The sequence below is a fragment of the Stenotrophomonas sp. INTA L402-1 genome, assembly GCF_059295135.1.
The window spans coordinates 71786-91095 of sequence record NZ_JCAFWP010000010.1 but is presented as its reverse complement, the minus strand read 5'-3'; the positions used below and the strand labels follow the sequence as shown (position 1 = coordinate 91095).

The following is a 19310-nucleotide window of genomic DNA, read 5'->3' as shown; positions in this document are numbered from 1 at the left end:
GCCATGGGCTGGCGCCAGGGATTGCGGCAACGGGCACGGCAGGGCATTCCGGCCCTGCTGGAAGTGGATGCACTGCTGCAGGCGCACGGCGTGCTGGCGGCCCTGCCCGGGGCACGGATCGCCCCCGGCCTGGTCCGCTTCCAGCTGGCAGCGGTGACCTGCGAGGGATTGCAGGGCCAGGGACTGGCCTGGCTGCACGGCGCGCGGCAGGGACGCGGCGCGCTGGCTGGCCGGGTGCCGCGCTACCGGCCATGGAAGGCCGGGGCGGAGGCGCTGGCCGAGATCGGCATCGGCGGCCTGCCCGAGGACTGGCCTGCGCATGCGGCGGTGTACGGCTGCAGCAGCATCGACCGGCGGCACTGGTTGCTGCTGCTGCCGGAACGGGCGCAGTTGTGGCTGGGATGGAGTGGGTGATTCGGTTGTTCATCCACGCATGGCGTGGATCTACTGTCGCTGTCCATGACCGATGGGACGGTATCGGCGCGCCCCTGCTGGCTAGACTCGATGGGTTGATGATCGAGCCGAAGGGCAGGGGTGCGATGTGTTGAAGTGGGGCATGCTGGCCGCAGCGCTGGCGATGGGGGGCAATGCAGGCGCGCAGCAGCGCGAGCCGGTGGACCTGGACATGGTCAGCCGCATCCGCCAGGAGGCCTTCCACCGTTCGCAGGTGATGGACACCTTCAGCTACCTCACCGAACGCATCGGCCCGCGACTGACCAACTCGCCGGCGATGGGCCGCGCCAATGCGTGGACCCGCGGCAAGTTCAACGAATGGAAGCTGGACAACGTCCATGACGAAGCCTTCGACGACTTCGGGCGCGGCTGGGAGTTCACCTCGGCCAGCGTGGAGATGCTGGGGGACCGTATACAGCCGCTGCATGCACTGCCGAAGGCGTGGACGCCGGGCACCAATGGACCGGTTGAAGGCGAACTGGTGCAGGTCGAGATCAAGAAGCCCGAGGACATCGAGAAGTACCGCGGCAAGCTGCGCGGCAAGATCCTGCTGCTGGGCGAGGCGCGCGAGTACAAGCGCGGCACCGAGGCGGATTCGCACCGCCACGACGCCACCTCGCTGGAGGGCCTGCAGGAGTTCACCCTGCCCAAGGACAAGGACGCCACCGCCGAGCGTGCGAAGCGGGTCAAGGAATACCAGGAACGCCAGCAGCTGGCGACCAAGGTCAATGCGTTCTTCGTGGAAGAAGGCGCGCTGGCCTCGATCAGCATCAGCAGCTGGGACAACGGCATCATCCGCGTTGCCGGCGGCGGCTCGCGCAAGGCCGGTGAGTCGGTGGGCATTCCCGAGCTGGCGATGATCAGCGAGCACTTCAATCCGCTGGTGCGCGCGCTGGAGGCCAAGCAGACCGTGCGCCTGCGCGTGGATGTGGCTGCGCGCTTCACCGACGAGGCCGACCAGCCGGGTTACAACACGCTGGCCGAGATCCGTGGCAGCAGCAGGCCCGATGAAGTGGTGATGATCGGCGCGCACCTGGATTCCTGGCACAGTGGTACCGGTGCGGCCGACAACGCGGCCGGCGTGGCGGTGATGATGGAAGCGATGCGCATCCTCAAGGCCACCGGCGCCAAGCCCAGGCGCACCATCCGGGTGGCGCTGTGGAGCGGCGAGGAGCAGGGCCTGATCGGCTCGCAGGCCTATGTGGCCAAGCACTTCGGCCGTTTCCCGGAACCCACCGACCCGGCGCAGAAGGCGCTGCCGGCCTCGCTGCGCGAGCCGACCGGCGCGCTGCAGAAGACCCGCGACTACGGCAAGTTCCAGGTCTACTTCAACATGGACAACGGCTCGGGCCGCTTCCGTGGCATCTATGCACAGGAAAACCTGGCGGCGATGCCGATCTTCGAAGCCTGGCTGGCCCCGTTCCATGACGTCGGCGCCACCACCGTGGCCACCCGCAACACCGGCAGCACCGACCACATCAGCTTCGACCGCATCGGCCTGCCGGGCTTCCAGTTCATCCAGGACCGGCTGGACTACTTCACCAATGTCCACCACAGCCACCTGGACACCTGGGACCACGCCGAACCGGAAGACCTGAAGCAGGCCGCAGCCATCGTCGCCTCGTTCGCCTACAACGCCGCGATGCGCGAGCAGTCCTTCCCGCGCAAGGTAGAACCGTAAAAGGGGACGGAGGGGATTAAGTCGTTTCTCCCCTCCGTTTCCCGGTTGCAGGCCCAGCGGCTGGGCAATCGCGACTTAATTCCCTCCGTCCCCTTTTTCCGTCGGGGGCGGCGGGCTGGTAAAATCGGGGGATTCCCGTTCCTCGAGCCGTCCATGACCTGCCGCACCCGCTTCGCCCCCAGCCCCACCGGTTACCTGCACATCGGCGGTGCCCGCACCGCGCTGTACTGCTGGCTGGAGGCCCGCCACCGTGGCGGCGAGTTCGTGCTGCGCATCGAGGACACCGACCGTGAACGCAGCACCCAGGGCGCGATCGACGCGATCCTGGAGGCGATGGAGTGGCTGGGCCTGGACTATGACGAAGGCCCGATCTACCAGACCGACCGCGTCGCCCGTTACCTGGAAGTGGCCGAGCAGCTGGTGGCCGACGGCAAGGCCTACTACGCCTACGAAACCCGCGAAGAGCTGGACGCGATGCGCGAGGCCGCCATGGCCAGGCAGGAGAAGCCGCGCTACAACGGCGCTGCACGCGAACTGGGCCTGCCGCGCAAGGACGACCCGAACCGCGTCATCCGCTTCAAGAACCCGCTGCAAGGCACGGTGGTGTTCGACGACCTGATCAAGGGCCGCATCGAGATCGCCAACAGCGAGCTGGATGACATGGTCATCTTCCGCCCGGACGGCTACCCCACCTACAACTTCGCGGTGGTGGTGGATGACTGGGACATGGGCATCACCGAGGTCATCCGCGGCGATGACCACATCAACAACACTCCGCGCCAGATCAACCTGTACGAAGGCATCGGCGCGCCGGTGCCGAAGTTCGGCCACATGCCGATGATCCTCGACGAGCAGGGCGCCAAGCTGTCCAAGCGCACCGGCGCGGCCGACGTGATGCAGTACAAGGACGCCGGCTACCTGCCGGACGCGCTGCTGAGCTACCTGGCCCGCCTGGGCTGGTCGCACGGTGACCAGGAGCTGTTCAGCCGCCAGGAGCTGATCGACCTGTTCGACGTGAAGGACTGCAACTCCAAGGCCTCGCGCCTGGACATGGCCAAGCTGGGCTGGGTCAACCAGCACTTCCTGAAGACCGAGGACGTGGCCGCGATCGTGCCGCACCTGGTCTACCAGCTGCAGAAGCTGGGCCTGGACGTGGCCGCCGGCCCCGCCCCGGAGGACGTGGTGATCGCCCTGCGTGAACGCGTGCAGACCCTGAAGGAAATGGCCGAGAAGGCCGTGGTCTGGTACCAGCCGCTGACCGAGTACGACGAAGCGGCGGTGGCCAAGCACTTCAAGGCCGGTGCCGAAGTGGCGCTGGGCAAGGCCCGCGAGCTGCTGGCCGCCCTGCCGGAATGGACCGCCGAGTCGGTGGGCGTCGCCCTGCACGACGCGGCCGCAGCGTTGAAAATCGGCATGGGCAAGGTGGCCCAGCCGCTGCGCGTGGCCATCACCGGCACCCAGGTCAGTCCTGACATTTCCCATACCGTTTACCTGGCCGGCCGCGAGCAGGCCTTGAAACGCATTGATGTGGCCATCACCAAGGTAGCAACGGCCTGAGGCATCCTTGCCAGGCCCGAACCGGAGAACACGCATGCCCGCCAAGACCGCCACTGCCTGTACCGCCCCGCACCACCACGTCCACGACGCATCGGATTTCGTGGCGGTGGTCGAGCGCGTCTCGCGCGAACGCGGGCTGCGCCTGACCCCGATCCGCGCCAATGTGCTGAAGCTGATCGCCGAGGCCGGCAAGCCGGTCAAGGCCTACGAGCTGCTGGAATGGGTGCGTAACGGCAAGGGCGTGGGCGCCGATGCCCCGCCCACCGTGTACCGCGCGCTGGATTTCCTGATGGCCAATGGCTTCGTGCACAAGCTGGAATCGGTCAATGCCTTCGTGGCCTGCCACCATCCCAGCAGTGCCGCGCACTCGGTGCCGTTCCTGATCTGCAACAGCTGCCACAGTGCTGTGGAGCTGGAAGACCGCGAGATCGTCACCCAGCTGGAGAAGCGCGCCAAGGAGCTGGGCTTCCAGCCGCAGGCGCAGACCCTGGAAGTGCACGGGCTCTGCGCGCGCTGCGCGGGCTGAGTCGCGGCGCATACCCGGACTGAGCCGCACGCTCAGTCCCGGGCGGCGTGCTCTTTCAGACGCTTCAGGACGCTGCGCTGTGCGTCGACCAGTACAGGGTCGTCCACCCGCAACTGCTCGACCCAGGCGAGCGCTGGTACCGGGTCGGCATGGCGCACGAAATACAGTGCCTGCGCCAGGAAATGCACATTGGGCACCCTGGCGTCCCAGATGAGCTTGGCGATACGCAGCATCGACGCCTGCATGCCGGGTGTAACCTCAACGCCGGTCTTCCCCGAAAGCGCGGTATTGAGGCAGTAAAGCGCCTGGCAGGGCAGATCACGCGGTGTGCCCGCACGCGACCAGTCAGCGCGTTCGGCAAAGTCCAGCAGGACGGCAATGGCGGCGGGGCCACTCACATCGGCCAGTGTGCCGAGCGCGAACACTGCCAGCTGGGGGTCACCCAGCATAGCGCGCAGGCCTTCCACGCCCTGGCGTCCCCAGGCGGTGCAGGCCTTGGCCCAGCCGCCGAACGGTACGACCCGGCTACCATCGCCCAGCAGGCCATCATCCGGCCAACCGTGCAGTATCCGCAGCCGCTCAATTTCCTTGCCACCTTCGGCGCCGTGCTCCTGCACGAAGGCGATCAGATCTTCCGCTTCCAGCGTGTCCTTGGCCGCCCGCCTGGCCAGTGTCGTAAATTTCATCGTCTTCCAGCGATCCTGATCCAGATCCGCAACGGTAGCGGATCAATGGGGTGAAGGCAGTCAGCAGCCTGCACCCTAGTCCATCGGCTTGGACCGGGTATCTACCCGCACGATCACCGACATGCCGGGCCGCAGCTGTGCGGCCAGCGTCTGGCCTTCATTGATCGATATCCGCACCGGCAGCCGCTGCACCACCTTGGTGAAGTTGCCGCTGGCGTTATCCGGGCGCAGCACGCTGAACTCCGAACCTGTGGCGGGTGCGATCTCCTGCACGCGGCCGCGCAGCACCTGGCCCTGGAACGCGTCCACCGAGAACGTGGCCGGCTGACCGATCGCCATGCCCCAGGTCTGGCCTTCCTTGTAGTTGGCCACCACCCATAGCGTGTCAGGCACCAGGAACAGCAGCTGCGAACCGGCGGCGACGTACTGGCCCACGCGCACGCTGGCTTCGCTGATCTGGCCGTCGCGCGGTGCGTGGATCACCGTATTGGCCAGATCGATGCGTGCCAGCTCCAGCTGCGCCTGCGCGCTTTCCACCTGGGCCTCCAGGCTCTTGCGCGCCACCTGGGTCGACACCAGCGTTTCCTCGGCGATGCGGATCTGCGCCTGCGACTGCTGCACGCTGGCCTGTGCCGAGGCCTGGGTGGTGCGGAACTTGTCGCGGTCGTTGACCGACACCAGTTGCTGCGCGGCCAGTTCCTCGTAGCGCTTCAGCTCGTTGCGCGAGCGTTGCAGCTCCGCCTGGCCGGCCGACAATGTGGCGTGTGCGGAGGCGATCTGCGCACGGTTCTGCGCCTGCGACTGGTCCGAATTGGCCAGTGCCGCGCGTGCGCTGTCCAGTGTTGCCTGTGCCTGGGCGACACGCTGCGTGTAGATGCGGTCGTCGATGCGCAGCAGCGGCTCGCCCTCCCTCACGTGCTGGAAGTCCTTCACCAGCACTTCGGTCACGTAGCCGTTCACCTGTGGCGCCATCACTGTGATCTGCCCGCGCACATAGGCGTTGTCGGTCACCATCACGCTGCTGGTGAACGGCCACAGGTGCCAGGCGCGCAGGATCAGCGCAATGCCCAGCAAGGCCACCACCACCATCACCACCACGCTGCGCGCGCTGGGCTTGAGGTACTTCGGCGCGGCAGCCGGTGTCGCGGGCGTGGGCGCAGGCGCCGCATCGGTCGGCGGCGGTGGAGTGACGTTGTCGGCGTCGATGTCGTCGGGGCGGGGCGGGACGGGAGGCATGGAGGAGGACTCAGCGGGGCGCGGCCGGCGTGACCGCAGCGGGGGAAGTGGGGTGGCGCTTGCGCCATTGCTTGAGCACGGCGGTGCGCAGCGACAGCAGCAGCAACCAGCCCAGGAAGCCGATCGCCAGCCAACCGCTCAGCGTGAACACATCATTGAAGCCACGCACGTTGGCTTCGCGGCGCGTGGTCTGCGCCAGCTGCGCGCTGCCCTGCGCGCTGCGCAGCACCGGGTCGGTGATCTGTGCGCTGTACAGCTGCTGCTGGAGGCGCAGGCGCTGCGCCACCACCGGGTCGGCCGGGTCGAGCTGGCTGGTCAACGCGCTGGAGTACAGCTGCTCGCGGTGCAGCTGGAAGGTGCCCAGCACCGCCGAACCGGCCAGGCCGCCCAGCGTCTGTGTGATCGACAGCGTCACCAGGAAGGTGATCATGTGGTCCACGCCCTGTTTCAGCGCGGCGGAAATGCCGAGCATGATCAACGGGCCCATGAACATGCCGGCACCGACCGAGGCCAGGAACTGGCTGACGTAGAAGTCGTGCGGCCGATCCATGCTGGTGCGGTGCTGATCGAAGAAGGCGGCAGCGCCGAGCAGCAGGATCGCCATCAGCAGCTGCGCGATCAGCCGCTTCGGGCCGAACGTCAGCGAGGCACCGGCGATGCCGGTGACCACGCCCGCGAGGATCACCACGAACAGCGGGCGCATCTGGTCCGGGCCCATGCCCAGCGTGCGCATCAGGTTGACCACGCCGTAGGACTGCTCGGTGGTCAGGAAGCGGATCAGGAACGCGCCGACGATGAAGTGCAGCACCGGCAGCTTCGACAGCCAGCGGATCTGCAGCAGCGGATTGCGCCGGTAGTGTTCGATGATGAAGGCAGTGGTGGAGAGCACGATCGAGGCGACCAGCGCCCAGCCCAGCCATGGCGTGTTGAGCCACCAGCGGGTGTAGCCCTGCGCCAGTACGATCACCAGCAGCGCGACAGCCGGCGCAAGCAGGGCGAAGGTGAGGAAGTCCAGTGGCTCGAAGGCTTTCACCTGGATGCCGGGCGGCAGCTTCAGCACCACCACTGCCGCGAACGCGCACAGGGCCAGCCCGGCTTCAAACGAGTAGAGCTGGTGCCACTGGCCGGTATCGACCAGGCCCGGCGAGACGATCCAGGCGATCGGCACCGCCAGCTGCGAGAGGCCCACGCCAACCACCAGCAGATTGCCGGTGAACCGTCGTGGCAGCGCCTGCAGCATGTAGAGCGTGCCCAGTGTCGAACAGGCCGCACCCGCGAAGCCGCTGGCGGCGCGGGTCAGCATCGTGGTCTCGAAGCTGCCGACGAACAGGTGCAGTACCGCCAGCGCCGCGTACAGGCCCAGCCCGATCTCGGCGAACAGGCGGATGCCGTACTGCTGGCGGAACTTGAAGGCCAGCAGGTTGGCCGTGACGTTGACCATTGCATAGGCCGCCACCAGCCAGCTGCCCTGGGTCGGGGTCAGTGCCAGCTGGCCCTGCAGGAAGGGCAGGTTGGCGGTGACCAGCGCATTGCCGAGGCCACCGGTGATCGCCACCAGCAGCGACACCAGTGCATAGGCCACGCGTCGATAGGGGGGATGCCAGGGCATCGAAGCCGAACCCGGCATGGTCGGCTTCTCGTGCTCCTCCCAATCCGGAACCGGCTTCAGATACGGCTGGACCATCAGCGGGCCTCGCTGGTTGCTCCCTGGAGACCCCCGCGCAGCAGCTGCAGGGCACGCCCGGCCAGGTGGGCGCGCTCGTCGCGGGTCTTGCCGCGCAGGGCTGCGCCCAGCATGCCCGAGATCAGTGAAATATCCGTCTTCTCCAGGTCGGCCCGGCACAGGCCGGCGGCCTTGGCACGGGCGATCGGTGCTTCCAGCAGATCGCGCACGGTCTCGCGCGCGGTGCGCATGGCCGGCACGTCCGAATCGACTGCACGCCAGTAATCGGCCAGTGCCGGCGAATCGATGATGCGCTGGGCCATACCCTCGAACACTTCGAACAGGGCATCGTCGCGGTCGCCGAGCTGCTCGACCTGGCGCCGGATACGGTCGACCGTACGTTGCAGCAGTGCCTGGATCAGCGCGGTGCGGTCGGGGAAGTTGCGGTACAGGGTGGCGCGGCCCACCTGGGCGCGTTCGACCACCAGGTCCAGCGGGGCGGTGACACCGTGTTGGCCGAACACATGATCGGCGGCGTCGAGGATGAGGGCACGGCGGGCAGCAGCATCGGCACGTTGGGCAGTCATGGAATTATTTTCGGACAAAAGTGTCCGATTGGCGAGACTTTGAGTGACGGGATTGTCCGCTTGTTGTGGTACGCACATCTTTGTGACGAATACGTGATGGATGCTGCACAAAGAGATGGGGGCCAGAAGGCCCCCATCGGATCTGCTTGCATTGGATCCACGCCATGCGTGGGCTGAGGCTGGGGTCAGAACCCATTCCTCTGGAATGGGATCCGACTCCACTACGCGATCAGAAGAACGCGCGGATGCCGAATGCGACACCACGGCCCGGCAGCGGCGAGTAATCACGCAGCAGCGAGGTATGCGGACGCACTTCGCGGTTGGTCAGGTTGCTGCCATCCAGGAACACCTCGTAGCTGTTGCTCGCGTTGCGATCCCAGCGGTAGGCCAGATGCGCGTCGACCAGGGTGTAGCCGTCGCTCGGCGCTTCGTTCTGGGCGACATCCTTCTGGCGGCTGTAGCGGACCGCACCGACCGAGGCGCGCCAGCCGTCCTTCGACCAGCGCAGGTCGGCGCCGACGCGGGCCGGGGCGATGCGCGGCAGGTAGCCGGTGTTGGCCAGCTCCACGCTGTAGTTGTGGTTGTGGTCGCCATGCGGCACGGCGATGTCGAGGTTGCGGCTGCCGTTGCCATCCAGCTTGGCCTTCACGTAGTCGCCGAACACGCGCAGGTCCCAATCACCGGCGCCGCCTTCGAACAGATGCACCAGCGCTTCGGCTTCGGCACCGCGGAACACCGCATCCTGTTGCGTCCAGGCGCGGACCGGCAGACCCTCGGTAACGCCGGTGTCGGCCAGGTAGATGAAGTCCTTGAATTTGGTCTGGTAGACCGACGCCGAGAAGTCCAGGCGTTCGCTGTGGGTGTGGATGCCCAGTTCCACGCGCTGGCCGCGCTCGGTCTTCAGGTTGGCGTCACCGATTTCCAGCGAGCGGGTGGCGATGTGCGCGCCGGCGGCATACAGCTCTTCGTTGGTCGGTGCACGCTCGGAGCTGTCCACGCCGATGCGAAGGTCAACGGCATCGTTGAGCTTCCAGATGCCGGCCGCAGACAGGTTGGTGGCGCCGAAGGTGCGGCGGCGATAGTCGCCGGTCGGGTCCAGCTTGACCTGGTCGTGGCGGCCGCCCAGTTCCAGCTTGAACGGGCCGAACTGCTTTTCCTGCAGTACGAACAGGCCGATGTTCTTCGTGCCGGTATCCGGAACGAACGCCTCTTCGCCCTTGGCACCGAAATCACTGTTGCCGAACTGCAGGCCGAAGGCGCCGTCCCAGCCGCCGATCTGCTGCTGCACGGCTTCCAGGCGCGCCTCGATGCCACGGTTGGTGAAGCGGGTGGACGGCGTGCCGGCTTCCAGCTCCACGTGCTCGTAGTCGGTGTAGGCCACGCGTGCATTGATGTTCTTCAGGAACGAGACCGGGTTGTAGATGCCGGCCTTGGTCTCGAAGCGGTTCTGCACCATGTCGATGCGCACGTCATGCTCGTCGCCGCCTTCCTCTTCATCGCCATGGTCGTGGCCGTGGTCATGGCCATGATCATCGCCATCGGCATGCACGTGCGCGCCATTGGGAATGCCGTAGTTGGTGCGATAGGTGCTGGCCGATACGCCGAAGTAGCCGCCGTCGCCCAGCCAGGTCGCGCCGACGCCGCCGGCGCGGGTGCGGATCGAGCTGTTGTCGAGGCGGCCGCGGCGCGGTTCTTCGCCTTCTTCGCCCGCGTGGTCATGGTCGTGATCGTGATGGTCTTCAAGGCTGTCGATCACTGCATAGCCGGGAATGCGGTAGTCGTCGCCATTGCGCACCAGGCCGTCCACATGCAGCACGACATTGCCGCTGACGCCATCGAGGCGGAACATGCCGCTGCGCTCGTTGTTCACCGAATTGCCGCGCAGCTCGGCGCGGCCGCTGAGCGGGCGCTCCGGCAGCTCGCGGGCGATGCGGCCATCCACCACATTGACCGCGCCACCGATGGCGCCACTGCCGAACAGCAACGTGGCCGGGCCCTTCAGTACTTCGATCTGGTCGGCCAGGAACGGCTCGATGCTGGTCGCATGGTCGGCGCTGACGGTGGAGGCATCCATGTTGCCCATGCCATTGGACAGCACGGCCACGCGCGGGCCTTCCTGGCCGCGGATGATCGGGCGGCCGACGCCGGGGCCGAAGAACGTGCTCTGCACGCCCGGCAGCTTTGCCACGGTATCGCCGAGGGTGCCGGCCTTCTGCTCGTCCAGGCGTTCGCCGGCCAGTACCTCCACCGGGCGCGCCAGCGATTCGGCATCGCCCTGCAGTGGCGACGCGGTGACCTGCACCGACGACAGTTCAGTCAGGTGGCGGTCACGATGAGCGCTGTCATCGCCGGCGGCAAAGGCAACCGAAGGCAGCAGGGCGGCGAGGGCCAGAGCGAGGGAATGCGGCTTCAACCGCGGGGTGTGGGCGGGCATGGAGCGGGTCCTTTGTTACAGTGTATCAATCGCTGGGCGCACGTATCCCGTCAGCGGGACAGGGGGAGGGAAACCGTGCGGGTCGGGAGCAGATGTTATATTATTCCATAACGATTCGCCGACCCTGCTGGAAGTCATGTCCCTGTCCTCACGCCTGCGCCACCTGCTCGACCGTTTCGGCGCCACTGGTTCGATGCTGTGCGCGGTGCACTGCGCGGTGATCCCCGTGCTGCTGGCCGCGGCGCCGTCGCTGGGCCTGTCGTTCTGGCTGAGCGATGGGGTGGAACAGGCGCTGGTGGTGTTCGTCACCCTGCTCGGATTGTTCAGCCTGGTCTGGGGCTACCGCCGGCACGGTGCGCTGCGTGCGCTGGGCTTCCTGATTCCCGGCCTGGTCGCGTTGTGGGCCGGCGTGCTGTACGACCCGCTGCACCACAATGCGGTGCCACACGCGGTGGTGATGACCATCGGCGGCCTGCTGGTGGGGGTCGCCCATCTGGTCAACCTGCGCCTCAACCACGGTCACGTGCACGACGCCAGCTGCGCGCACTAGGCGCTCCGTGATAGGATTTTCGATCGTGCGCGGGGGCGCCCAGCAAGGCGGCCCCGCCGAACCCGTGTCAGTACGGGGTAACCAGATTTCACATTTGAGGAGTTGAAGACATGGGTAAGGGTGACCGCAAGACCGCCAAGGGCAAGCGCTACAACGCCAGCTACGGCAACGCCCGTTCGCACACCGCGAGCAAGGTCGCCGTAGGCGCCGCCGCTCCGGTTGCCAAGAAGACCGTGGCCAAGGCTCCGGCGAAGAAGGCTGTGGCGAAGAAGGCCGTCGCCAAGGCCTGATCCGGCCCAGACCGGTTCAACGAAAAACGCGGCGCCTGGCGCCGCGTTTTTTTATGCCTGTCCGGCGAGCCGAGCGTGGGCTCGGCTCTACAACCGGATCAGCGCAGGGTTTTCTTCAGCGTTTCCGGATTGCCGTCGTTCGGCGCCGCCGGTACCTGCAGCAGGTGCGCCAGCAGCGGATAGACATCGACGTTGTCGAAGCCGTCGATCACCAAACCCTGGCGGAACGACGGGCCGCTGGCCACGAATACCGCGCGCATGGAGGGCAGGGCATTGTCGTAGCCATGCGAGCCACGATCCTGATGGTCTCGCTTGGCGATCTTCTCCTGGTGCAGGGCATCCCAGCCTTCATCCATCATGCAGACAATGGCGGGAATGCGCGGGTGGGTGCCGTAGTGCAGGCGCGCCGGCAGATTCTCTTTCTTCCAGCACTCATACCGGTCGTGACGACCGAGCAGGGCGCGCTCGGCGGCGGCTTCGTGACCGGCCAACGGCGCAAAACCCACCGACTGGCCCTGGCTGACGTTGCGCGCGATGGCCGGGTCGACCATTGATTCGGTGGAGATCACCTGGCCGACCGGGACGCTGGCCATGCCATGGTCGGAGACCACGATCACGTTGGTGGTCGCGGCCAGGCCGCGCTGCTGCAGGCCGTCGAGTACCTGGCCGATGATCTGGTCGGCGCGCACGATGGCGTCGGCGTACTGCTTCGATTCGGGGCCGTAGTTGTGGCCGGCCTTGTCCACGTGCTCCATGTACAGCGTGGTCAGGCGGGGGGCATCGGCATCGGTCTGTGCAAGCCAGTCCAGCACGATGCCGGCGCGCTGCTCCAGTGGTTCCTTGCCGTCGTACACGCGCCATTGGCTTGGGCGCACACCACGGATTTCCGATTCACTGCCCGGCCACGAGGTGGTGGCCGAACGCACCCCGGCGTTCTCGGCGCCGACCCAGATCGGTTCGCCGCCCCACCAGCCGCTGGTGGTGACCGCCTCACGGTTGCTCAGCTCGAACCGGCCTAGGGCTTCATCGTCCATGCTGTTGTTGACGATGCCGTGGTGGTCCGGGCGCAGGCCGGTGACGATGGTGTAGTGGTTGGGGAAGGTCAGCGACGGATAGGACGGGGTCATCCAGCGTGCACGCACGCCGCCGTCGATCAGGCGCTGCAGGTTCGGGGTCAGGCCGCGGTCCAGCGCATCGGCGCGCAGGCCGTCGATCGAGATCAGCAGCAGCTTCGGCGGCGCAGCCGCAGCGACAGCGGTGGGAGCGGAGGCGGAAGGGGCGGGCGCGGTGGTGCAGGCGGCCAATGGCAGCAGCAGCGCCAGCGCGCAGGTCAGGCGTACGGAAGTCATCCGCGCATGATAAGCCGGTGCAATGACGCGCCCAAGACACGGCGCGCTAGCGCGCGCAGTGTCCGCGCATTTTTCCTTATCCCCGCGCCTGCCGGCGTGCCCCCTTCAACAAGAAGGGGGTTTTTCCCCAAACATATTCCTGATGCTTCCATCCACGCATGGCGTGGATCTACCGTGTCGACCAAGGTCGACACCTGCCAGGTTGCGGCGGGTGCGGGGCGCAGCCCGGCCAGCCCTCTCAGGCGAACAGCGGGGCCTGGCGTTGTTCCAGTCGCAGCAGCGCGGCCTTGGTTTCCAGTCCGCCACCGAAGCCGGTCAGCGCGCCGTTGCTGCCGATCACGCGATGGCAGGGCAGGATGATCGGCAGCGGATTGCGCCCATTGGCGGCGCCGACGGCGCGGGTCGCACTGGGTTGGCCCAGGTGCTGCGCCAGCTGCAGGTAGCTCCAGGTCTGGCCGAACGGGATCAACGCCAGCGCCTGCCACACGCGCAGCTGGAACGGCGTGCCGCGTGGCGCCAGCTCCAGGTCAAAGCTGCTGCGTTCGCCGTGCAGGAACTGCAGCAGCTGCTCGCGTGCTTCCGGCAGCGCATCCGGCGCGTAGTGCCAGTCGTCGCGGCCGCGTGCCGGGTGGCGGTTTTCCGGGAACAGCACATGGGACAGGCCACGCTCGTCACCGGCGATGGTCAGCACGCCGATCGGGCTGTCGAAACGATCGAACAACAGGGTCATGTCGGTTCTCCAACGAAAGTGCCGGACAGGTGCCACAGGTGCAGCACGGCATAGGCGCGCCACGGCCGCCAGGGTTGCGAGCGTGCTTCGGTCGCGCGTTCGCTCAGGCGCTGGCCCTGTGCGTGGCCGAGGACCTGCTGCAGCACCAGGTCGCCGGCGGGGAAGGCATCGGGCTGGCCGAGGCCACGCAAGGCGATGTATTGCGCGGTCCAGGGGCCGATGCCGGGCAGTGCCACGCAGCGCGCAACGAATTCCTCCAATGCCTGACCGGGCGCAAAGTCGATCTGGCCGCTGGCGCAGGCGGCGGCCAGTGCGCGCACGGTGGCGGCGCGGCTGCGCGGCAGGCCAATCGATTCCAGCGGCGCCCCAGCCAGCACCTCGGGGGCGGGGAACTGGCGATCGAATTCCGACGGCATGCCCGGCAGGTGCGCGCCATAGGCATCGACCAGGCGCCGCGCAAAGGTGGTGGCTGCGGCAACGGTGACCTGCTGGCCGAGTACGGCGCGCACGCCGACCTCGAAGCCGTCCCAGCCGCCGGGTACGCGCAGGCCGGGGCGCTCGGCGATGCCACGCGCCAGCAAGGGTTCCTCATCCAGTGCTGCGTGGACCTGCTGCAGGTCGGCATCCAGATCGAACACGCGACGCACGCGGCGTACGATGTCCGGGATCAGGCGCGGATCGACCGCGCCCAGCTGCAGGCGCAGTTCCGGGCGCTTGGGGTCGGCAGTGACGCGCAGCAGGGTGGGGCGCTCGGGTGTGCCGAGCACGCGCTGGTAGCTGTCTTCGCCGATCAGCTCGATGCCGGGCAGGCTGCGCTTGCGCAGGAAGGCCAGCATGCGCGGGAAATCCAGCGGTGGCCGGTATGCCAAACGCAGTACCAGGCAGCCATCGTCGGCGGCCAGCGGCTGGTGCTGGCGACGCAGTGCCGTCGGTGCCATGCCACAGCCCTGCAGGAAGGCGGTATTGAAACGGCGCAGGCTGTTGTAGCCGGCGGCCAGCGCGACGTCGGTCACCGGCAGCGTGGTCTCGGTCAGCAGCTGCTTGGCCAGCAGCAGGCGATGGGTGGCGTGGATCTGCCCTGGCGTTGCGCCCAGATGTTCGACGAACAGGCGCTGCAGCTGGCGCGCGCTGAGTCCGATCTTCTCTGCGAGGTCGGCTACCGGCTGTTCCTGCAGGAAGCCACCATGGATCAGGGCCAGTGCGCGCTGCACGGTCTGCCCGGCCAGTGCCTGCTGCGCCTGCGGTGCCAGCTCGGGGCGGCAGCGCAGGCACGGGCGGTAACCGGCTGCCGCAGCAGCGGCCGCAGTCGGGTAGTAGGTGATGTTGCGTGGCTTCGGTGGCGGTGCCGGGCACACGGGGCGGCAATAGATGCCGGTGCTGCGCACGGCGGTGTAGAACACGCCGTCGAAGCGTGCGTCGCGGGCCAGGCGGGCGCGGTCGCAGGCGGCGGTGTCGAGGGCAAGGGCGGTGTCCATGGCGCCAGTCTAGGCGCGTGCGGGCGGCGATACTCGCCGGATTCGGACATGGATGCTGGAGAGGGTTCTGGCAGGGCTGCGCCCTGCACCCGCCGAGGCCAGAGCAACAGCAACAGCGGGCTTCCTGCGGGTGGGCGGGGTGGGTCCGGTTGCAGGGGGCGCTGCAAGTACGTCCCTGTAAGCTCGGTCGCGCCATCCATGGCGCTCACGCCCCTGCAACCGGACCCACCCCGCCTTCGACAGGTTCCTGCGAGCTGTTGGGACGGCGTTCCGCAATGCTGTTGGTGGGTGGCGACCTTGGTCGGCACGCTTTTTTCCCAAGGGTCAGAAGGGGTTCAGTGCCACGCGCTGAATGCGCGGCCTGGACGGGTAGACTGTGGTTCTTGCTCCCATGAATCCCGGTTGCCCGATGTCCGCCAAATTCCGCTGGTTGCCCCTGTTGTGCCTGGCCCTGGCGGGCTGCAGTCAGTTGGAGAATCCGGGCAATGTGACCGCTGCCGACAAGGCGGCGCGGGCGCCGGCCAGTGATGGCGAGAACATGGTGTCGATCAATGCGGCTGACGCACCGCCACCGCCGGCGCCGCCGCGCAGCCGGGCGGATCGGCCTTGGCCGCAGGCGCAGTTGGAGAATGGCCGCGCCTGGGTCAGCTGCAGTACCGAGTACGCCGGTGAGGCGGGCGATGGCGTCGAGCTGGAGGGCCTGCAGCGCGAGCAGATTGCCCAGGCCCTGGCGCCGTGTGCCGAGCGTGGCCTGATGCGTGTGCGTTACGCCGGCAAGATCAATCCGGGCTTCGCCGAAATGATGTGGCGACTTGCCGTGGTCGCCGATGAACAGAAGATCCACAAGCGCATCCTTGATCTGGACTCCAGCGGTGGCCAGGTGGAATCGGCGATCGTCGCCGGTGACAGCATCGGTGAATCGGGCTGGACCATCTGGGTGCGCGAGGGCTCGATCTGCCACAGCGCGTGCGTGTTCGTGCTGGCCGCCGGTGACAACCGCCTGCTGTCGGGCAAGGTCGGCATCCACCGCATGATGCGCATCAGTTCCAAGGCCACCTCGCGCGCCGAGCTCAACCGCGAGCTGCACGAGGTCTACGACAACGTGAAGGATTACCTGCAGCGCAATGGCGTGGCGGTGGGTGTGGCCGACCTGATGATGACCGTGCCCAACCGCAGCCTGCGCTTGCTGAGCCCGGACGAGCTGCGCCAGTACGGCCTGGATGGCACCAACGCGGTGCAGGACGATCTGGAGCGGATCAAGCAGATGCGGGCCTGCGGCGATGATTTCGTGCAGCGCAAGGACGCGTTCCTGATTGCCTTCGACCAGCAGTGCAAGCGCGAAGGCGCCGACATGGAATCGATCAACAGCTGCGGCCAGGCACTGAAGCAGCGCTTCGGTTTCCCGGATGCGGTGTGCCCGGAAGAAAGCCCGCTGTCGGAAATCGATGTGGCAACGTTGCCGCCGGCACCGTCGGAGCCGCCGCCGGTGGCCGAACAGGCGCCAGCAGACATCGGCACGCCTGCCGCGCAGGCCGATGCCGCAGCGGTGGAAGGCAGCGCCCACGCGCGCTGACGAACAGCTCACCGCGCTGGCGTAGACTGCGGTTCTTTCCCGAGAACCGGCGGTGTCCATGAAGCGCGTGCTCCTGCTGCTGTCCCTGCTGTCCCTGCTGCCCCTGACCGCATTGGCGCAGGCACCCGCGCCGGCCACGCCTGCACCGGCACCCGCGCGCCCCGCACCGGCATCGCCGGCGGCTGCGAAACCGGCCACGGCCGGCGCTCCGGCGTTGACTGCCGCGCAGCAGGCGCAGGTGCAGAAGCAGGATGCGGAAATGGGCGCGGCCGCAGTGAAGGCGGCGCAGCTGGTCGATGCCAACCGCGCAGGCGAGTTGTGGGATGGCGCTTCGGCCGTCGCGCGCCGTGCAGTACCGAAGGCCGCCTTCGTCAGCCAGTTGACTGCCGAGCGCACGCGCCTGGGCGCGCTGGCCGGGCGTGGCCAGCCGACCATCACCCGGGTCAAGTACAGCGCCGGTGCCGCGGTGCCGGAGGGGCTGTACATCAACGTCAGCTTCCCGACCCGTTTCGCCAACAGCGCGCAGCCGGTACGCGAGCTCGTCTCGTTCCGTTTCGACGAGGACCAGGTGTGGCGCCTGGCCGGTTACAGCCTGCGTGCGTCGGCACCCTGAGGAGATGATCGATGGCAACTGAACTGACGATGCTGGCCTGGTCGGTGCTGCTGGGCTTTGTCTACATCTTCGCTACCTCCACCGTGGTCACCCGCGAGCGTGGGATGAAGTGGAATGCCTCGGCGCGTGATGGCGAAGCCAGGCCACTCAGCCCGCTGGCCGGGCGCCTGCAGCGTGCGCAGGCCAACTTCCTGGAGACGTTCCCGTTCTTCGCTGCCGCCGCCATCGCAGTGGTCGTGGCCGGGCGCGGCAACGACACCACGGCGCTGGCGGCGCAGGCCTACTTCTGGGCGCGCGTGGTCTACCTGCCGCTGTATGCCGCGGGCGTGCCCTACGTGCGCAGCCTGGTCTGGGCAGTGTCGCTGCTGTCGATCCTGGCGCTGGTGTTCGCGTTGTTGTGATCCCGGCCTGATCCAGATCAAGGCCGGTCAGGTGCGCGGCGCTATGCTGGCGCGGACTGAATCAACGGCAGGAGGCGCGCATGCGCAGGATGGACGTGGTGGTGGTCGGCGCCGGACCGGCGGGTCTGTGCTTCGCGCGCGCGCTGGCCGGTAGCGGCCTGCAGGTCGGGCTGGTCGAAGTTCAACCGCGCCAGGCCCTGGCCGAGGCCGCCTTCGATGGCCGTGAGATCGCGCTGACCCATGCCTCGCGGCAGAGCATGGAGCAGCTGGGGCTGTGGCAGCGCCTGCCGCATGCCGAAGTCGCTGAACTGCGCGATGCCAAGGTGATGAACGGCGGCTCGCCGTTCGCGCTGACCTTCGCCAGCAGCCAGGTGGACGGTCAGCCGCTGGGTTGGCTGGTGCCCAACCATCTGATCCGCCGCGCTGCATGGGATGCCGTGCAGGGGCAGGACGGCCTGGAGCTGTTCGACGGGCGCAAGGTGCTGGGCGTGCAGGCCGATGCGCAGGGCCACGTGGTCAAACTCGATGACGGCAGCCAACTTCATGCGCGCCTGCTGGTCGCCGCTGACAGCCGCTTCTCCGCAACCCGCCGCATGCTCGGCATCGGCGCGCAGATGCGCGACTTCGGCAAGTCGATGCTGGTGTGCCGCATGCAGGTTGAGCGTGATCATCACCACACTGCCTGGGAATGGTTCGGCTACGGCCGCACGATGGCGTTGCTGCCGCTCAACGAAGGCCAGGCATCAGCAGTGATCACGCTGCCACCGCGGCAGATTGAAGAACTGCTGGCGATGGATGAGGTGGCCTTCGGTGAGGCCATCAGCGGTTGCTTTGAGCACCGCCTGGGCCGGATGCAGCCGGTCGCCACGCCGCAGGCGTATCCGCTGGTGGGTGTGTACGCGCACCGTTTCGTCGGCGAGCGTTCGGCGCTGATCGGCGATGCCGCCGTTGGCATGCACCCGGTCACCGCGCATGGCTTCAACCTGGGACTGGCCAGCGCACAGCGGCTCGCACAGGGCATCGTCGCGCAGCAGCGACGTGGTGCCGACATTGCCGCGGCCGGCATGCTGGCCAGCTACCAGCGGGGTCACCGGCTGGCGTCGCGGCCGCTGTACGAGGCCACCAATGCCATCGCCAGCCTGTATACCGACGATCGCCGCCCGGCGCGGCTGCTGCGCGCGGCCGGCCTGCGTCTGGCACAGGGCGTGGCACCGTTCAGGCAGCTGATCGCCTCGCACCTGACCCAGCGCGTGGCCTGAACCGGTTCAGATCAGCCCGTTCAGATCAGCCGGCGGCCAGCACCCGGATCTGGCTGTCGGCGAACTCGACCACCTGGCCTGCGCGGATTTTGCAGGCCTTGCGCAGTTCGACTTCGCCGTCGACCCGCACCTGGCCGTCACCGATGACCATCTTGGCCTCGCCGCCACTGGTGACCAGGTCGGCCAGCTTGAGCAGCTGCTTGAGTTCGACGTAGTCACCGTCGAGGTCGAATTCGAGAATCTGCAT

19 protein-coding genes are annotated in these 19310 nt (G+C 67.5%); 10 read left to right on the top strand and 9 right to left on the bottom strand.

All coding sequences use genetic code 11. The annotated features are described in order from the left end of the window. Window positions 1–3: 3 nt before the first annotated feature. From AC5O77_RS08365 to AC5O77_RS08350, 4 genes are all read left to right on the top strand, one after another. Window positions 4–414: a hypothetical protein gene (locus tag AC5O77_RS08365; RefSeq protein WP_071228476.1), complete on the top strand. Its 411-nt coding sequence runs from the start codon at window positions 4–6 to the stop codon at window positions 412–414. 142 nt (window positions 415–556) lie between these two features. Then, window positions 557–2134, top strand: a complete 1578-nt coding sequence (locus AC5O77_RS08360; RefSeq protein WP_478057866.1) for a M20/M25/M40 family metallo-hydrolase — start codon at window positions 557–559, stop codon at window positions 2132–2134. Window positions 2135–2287: 153 nt separating this feature from the next. Continuing rightward, window positions 2288–3691, top strand: coding sequence for a glutamate--tRNA ligase (gltX, locus tag AC5O77_RS08355; RefSeq protein WP_478057867.1), 1404 nt, complete (start codon window positions 2288–2290; stop codon window positions 3689–3691). Between the two features lie 34 nt (window positions 3692–3725). Then, complete coding sequence (locus tag AC5O77_RS08350; RefSeq protein WP_004150412.1) at window positions 3726–4217, top strand: Fur family transcriptional regulator; 492 nt, start codon at window positions 3726–3728, stop codon at window positions 4215–4217. Window positions 4218–4249: 32 nt separating this feature from the next. Here AC5O77_RS08350 and AC5O77_RS08345 read toward each other — a convergent pair whose 3' ends face one another. From AC5O77_RS08345 to AC5O77_RS08325, 5 genes are all read right to left on the bottom strand, one after another. Continuing rightward, window positions 4250–4903: a hypothetical protein gene (locus AC5O77_RS08345; protein WP_478057868.1), complete on the bottom strand. Its 654-nt coding sequence runs from the start codon at window positions 4901–4903 to the stop codon at window positions 4250–4252. A gap of 75 nt (window positions 4904–4978) precedes the next feature. Continuing rightward, window positions 4979–6139 carry an HlyD family secretion protein gene (locus AC5O77_RS08340; RefSeq protein WP_121503868.1) on the bottom strand — a complete coding sequence of 387 codons (1161 nt, stop codon included), beginning with the start codon at window positions 6137–6139 and terminating at the stop codon, window positions 4979–4981. 10 nt (window positions 6140–6149) lie between these two features. Next, window positions 6150–7823: an MFS transporter gene (locus AC5O77_RS08335; protein WP_164079473.1), complete on the bottom strand. Its 1674-nt coding sequence runs from the start codon at window positions 7821–7823 to the stop codon at window positions 6150–6152. Next, the gene (locus AC5O77_RS08330) at window positions 7823–8389 is read right to left on the bottom strand and encodes a TetR/AcrR family transcriptional regulator (protein WP_010483118.1); all 567 of its coding nucleotides are present in this window, start codon (window positions 8387–8389) and stop codon (window positions 7823–7825) included. Before AC5O77_RS08330 ends, AC5O77_RS08335 begins: the two co-directional genes overlap by 1 nt. Window positions 8390–8618: 229 nt before the next feature. Continuing rightward, window positions 8619–10823: a TonB-dependent receptor gene (locus tag AC5O77_RS08325; protein WP_153856873.1), complete on the bottom strand. Its 2205-nt coding sequence runs from the start codon at window positions 10821–10823 to the stop codon at window positions 8619–8621. A gap of 136 nt (window positions 10824–10959) precedes the next feature. Between AC5O77_RS08325 and AC5O77_RS08320 the strand changes: the two genes are divergently transcribed. Together AC5O77_RS08320 and AC5O77_RS08315 are read left to right on the top strand one after the other, a co-directional pair. After that, a complete protein-coding gene (locus AC5O77_RS08320; protein ID WP_008264835.1) occupies window positions 10960–11373 on the top strand; it encodes a MerC domain-containing protein in 414 nt (137 codons plus the stop codon). Between the two features lie 110 nt (window positions 11374–11483). After that, on the top strand, window positions 11484–11663 hold the full coding sequence (locus tag AC5O77_RS08315; RefSeq protein WP_004150462.1) for a 30S ribosomal protein THX: 180 nt from the start codon (window positions 11484–11486) through the stop codon (window positions 11661–11663). Window positions 11664–11761: 98 nt separating this feature from the next. Here the strand turns inward: AC5O77_RS08315 and AC5O77_RS08310 are convergent, their stop codons facing one another. The 3 genes from AC5O77_RS08310 to AC5O77_RS08300 form a co-directional block, all read right to left on the bottom strand. Beyond that, a complete protein-coding gene (locus AC5O77_RS08310) occupies window positions 11762–13012 on the bottom strand; it encodes an alkaline phosphatase family protein (RefSeq protein ID WP_478057869.1) in 1251 nt (416 codons plus the stop codon). Window positions 13013–13250: 238 nt separating this feature from the next. Beyond that, window positions 13251–13742: a methylated-DNA--[protein]-cysteine S-methyltransferase gene (locus tag AC5O77_RS08305; protein WP_012510484.1), complete on the bottom strand. Its 492-nt coding sequence runs from the start codon at window positions 13740–13742 to the stop codon at window positions 13251–13253. Then, window positions 13739–15217: an AlkA N-terminal domain-containing protein gene (locus AC5O77_RS08300; RefSeq protein ID WP_478057870.1), complete on the bottom strand. Its 1479-nt coding sequence runs from the start codon at window positions 15215–15217 to the stop codon at window positions 13739–13741. Before AC5O77_RS08300 ends, AC5O77_RS08305 begins: the two co-directional genes overlap by 4 nt. 409 nt (window positions 15218–15626) lie before the next feature. Here AC5O77_RS08300 and AC5O77_RS08295 point away from each other — a divergent pair, with 409 nt between their 5' ends. From AC5O77_RS08295 to ubiM, 4 genes are all read left to right on the top strand, one after another. Further along, entirely contained in the window at window positions 15627–16790 is a 1164-nt protein-coding gene (locus AC5O77_RS08295; protein ID WP_478057871.1) for a COG3904 family protein, read from the top strand. Window positions 16791–16848: 58 nt separating this feature from the next. After that, window positions 16849–17403: a DUF4019 domain-containing protein gene (locus AC5O77_RS08290; protein WP_423162617.1), complete on the top strand. Its 555-nt coding sequence runs from the start codon at window positions 16849–16851 to the stop codon at window positions 17401–17403. Window positions 17404–17414: 11 nt separating this feature from the next. Further along, window positions 17415–17804, top strand: coding sequence for an MAPEG family protein (locus AC5O77_RS08285; protein ID WP_032128357.1), 390 nt, complete (start codon window positions 17415–17417; stop codon window positions 17802–17804). Between the two features lie 80 nt (window positions 17805–17884). Further along, a complete protein-coding gene (gene ubiM / locus AC5O77_RS08280) occupies window positions 17885–19063 on the top strand; it encodes a 5-demethoxyubiquinol-8 5-hydroxylase UbiM (RefSeq protein ID WP_478057872.1) in 1179 nt (392 codons plus the stop codon). A 25-nt stretch (window positions 19064–19088) separates the two neighbouring features. On the opposite strand, the gene AC5O77_RS08275 is transcribed toward ubiM, so the two are convergent. After that, on the bottom strand, window positions 19089–19310 hold the full coding sequence (locus tag AC5O77_RS08275; protein WP_010486399.1) for an RNA-binding S4 domain-containing protein: 222 nt from the start codon (window positions 19308–19310) through the stop codon (window positions 19089–19091).

What these genes read in the sequence shown, in the direction of transcription:
- AC5O77_RS08365 (WP_071228476.1), top strand. Translation starts at nt 4, where the DNA reads ATGGGCTGGCGCCAGGGATTGCGGCAACGGGCACGGCAGGGCATTCCG.
- AC5O77_RS08360 (WP_478057866.1), top strand. Translation starts at nt 557, where the DNA reads ATGCTGGCCGCAGCGCTGGCGATGGGGGGCAATGCAGGCGCGCAGCAG.
- gltX (WP_478057867.1), top strand. Translation starts at nt 2,288, where the DNA reads ATGACCTGCCGCACCCGCTTCGCCCCCAGCCCCACCGGTTACCTGCAC.
- AC5O77_RS08350 (WP_004150412.1), top strand. Translation starts at nt 3,726, where the DNA reads ATGCCCGCCAAGACCGCCACTGCCTGTACCGCCCCGCACCACCACGTC.
- AC5O77_RS08345 (WP_478057868.1), bottom strand. Translation starts at nt 4,903, where the DNA reads ATGAAATTTACGACACTGGCCAGGCGGGCGGCCAAGGACACGCTGGAA.
- AC5O77_RS08340 (WP_121503868.1), bottom strand. Translation starts at nt 6,139, where the DNA reads ATGCCTCCCGTCCCGCCCCGCCCCGACGACATCGACGCCGACAACGTC.
- AC5O77_RS08335 (WP_164079473.1), bottom strand. Translation starts at nt 7,823, where the DNA reads ATGGTCCAGCCGTATCTGAAGCCGGTTCCGGATTGGGAGGAGCACGAG.
- AC5O77_RS08330 (WP_010483118.1), bottom strand. Translation starts at nt 8,389, where the DNA reads ATGACTGCCCAACGTGCCGATGCTGCTGCCCGCCGTGCCCTCATCCTC.
- AC5O77_RS08325 (WP_153856873.1), bottom strand. Translation starts at nt 10,823, where the DNA reads ATGCCCGCCCACACCCCGCGGTTGAAGCCGCATTCCCTCGCTCTGGCC.
- AC5O77_RS08320 (WP_008264835.1), top strand. Translation starts at nt 10,960, where the DNA reads ATGTCCCTGTCCTCACGCCTGCGCCACCTGCTCGACCGTTTCGGCGCC.
- AC5O77_RS08315 (WP_004150462.1), top strand. Translation starts at nt 11,484, where the DNA reads ATGGGTAAGGGTGACCGCAAGACCGCCAAGGGCAAGCGCTACAACGCC.
- AC5O77_RS08310 (WP_478057869.1), bottom strand. Translation starts at nt 13,012, where the DNA reads ATGACTTCCGTACGCCTGACCTGCGCGCTGGCGCTGCTGCTGCCATTG.
- AC5O77_RS08305 (WP_012510484.1), bottom strand. Translation starts at nt 13,742, where the DNA reads ATGACCCTGTTGTTCGATCGTTTCGACAGCCCGATCGGCGTGCTGACC.
- AC5O77_RS08300 (WP_478057870.1), bottom strand. Translation starts at nt 15,217, where the DNA reads ATGGACACCGCCCTTGCCCTCGACACCGCCGCCTGCGACCGCGCCCGC.
- AC5O77_RS08295 (WP_478057871.1), top strand. Translation starts at nt 15,627, where the DNA reads ATGTCCGCCAAATTCCGCTGGTTGCCCCTGTTGTGCCTGGCCCTGGCG.
- AC5O77_RS08290 (WP_423162617.1), top strand. Translation starts at nt 16,849, where the DNA reads ATGAAGCGCGTGCTCCTGCTGCTGTCCCTGCTGTCCCTGCTGCCCCTG.
- AC5O77_RS08285 (WP_032128357.1), top strand. Translation starts at nt 17,415, where the DNA reads ATGGCAACTGAACTGACGATGCTGGCCTGGTCGGTGCTGCTGGGCTTT.
- ubiM (WP_478057872.1), top strand. Translation starts at nt 17,885, where the DNA reads ATGCGCAGGATGGACGTGGTGGTGGTCGGCGCCGGACCGGCGGGTCTG.
- AC5O77_RS08275 (WP_010486399.1), bottom strand. Translation starts at nt 19,310, where the DNA reads ATGCAGATTCTCGAATTCGACCTCGACGGTGACTACGTCGAACTCAAG.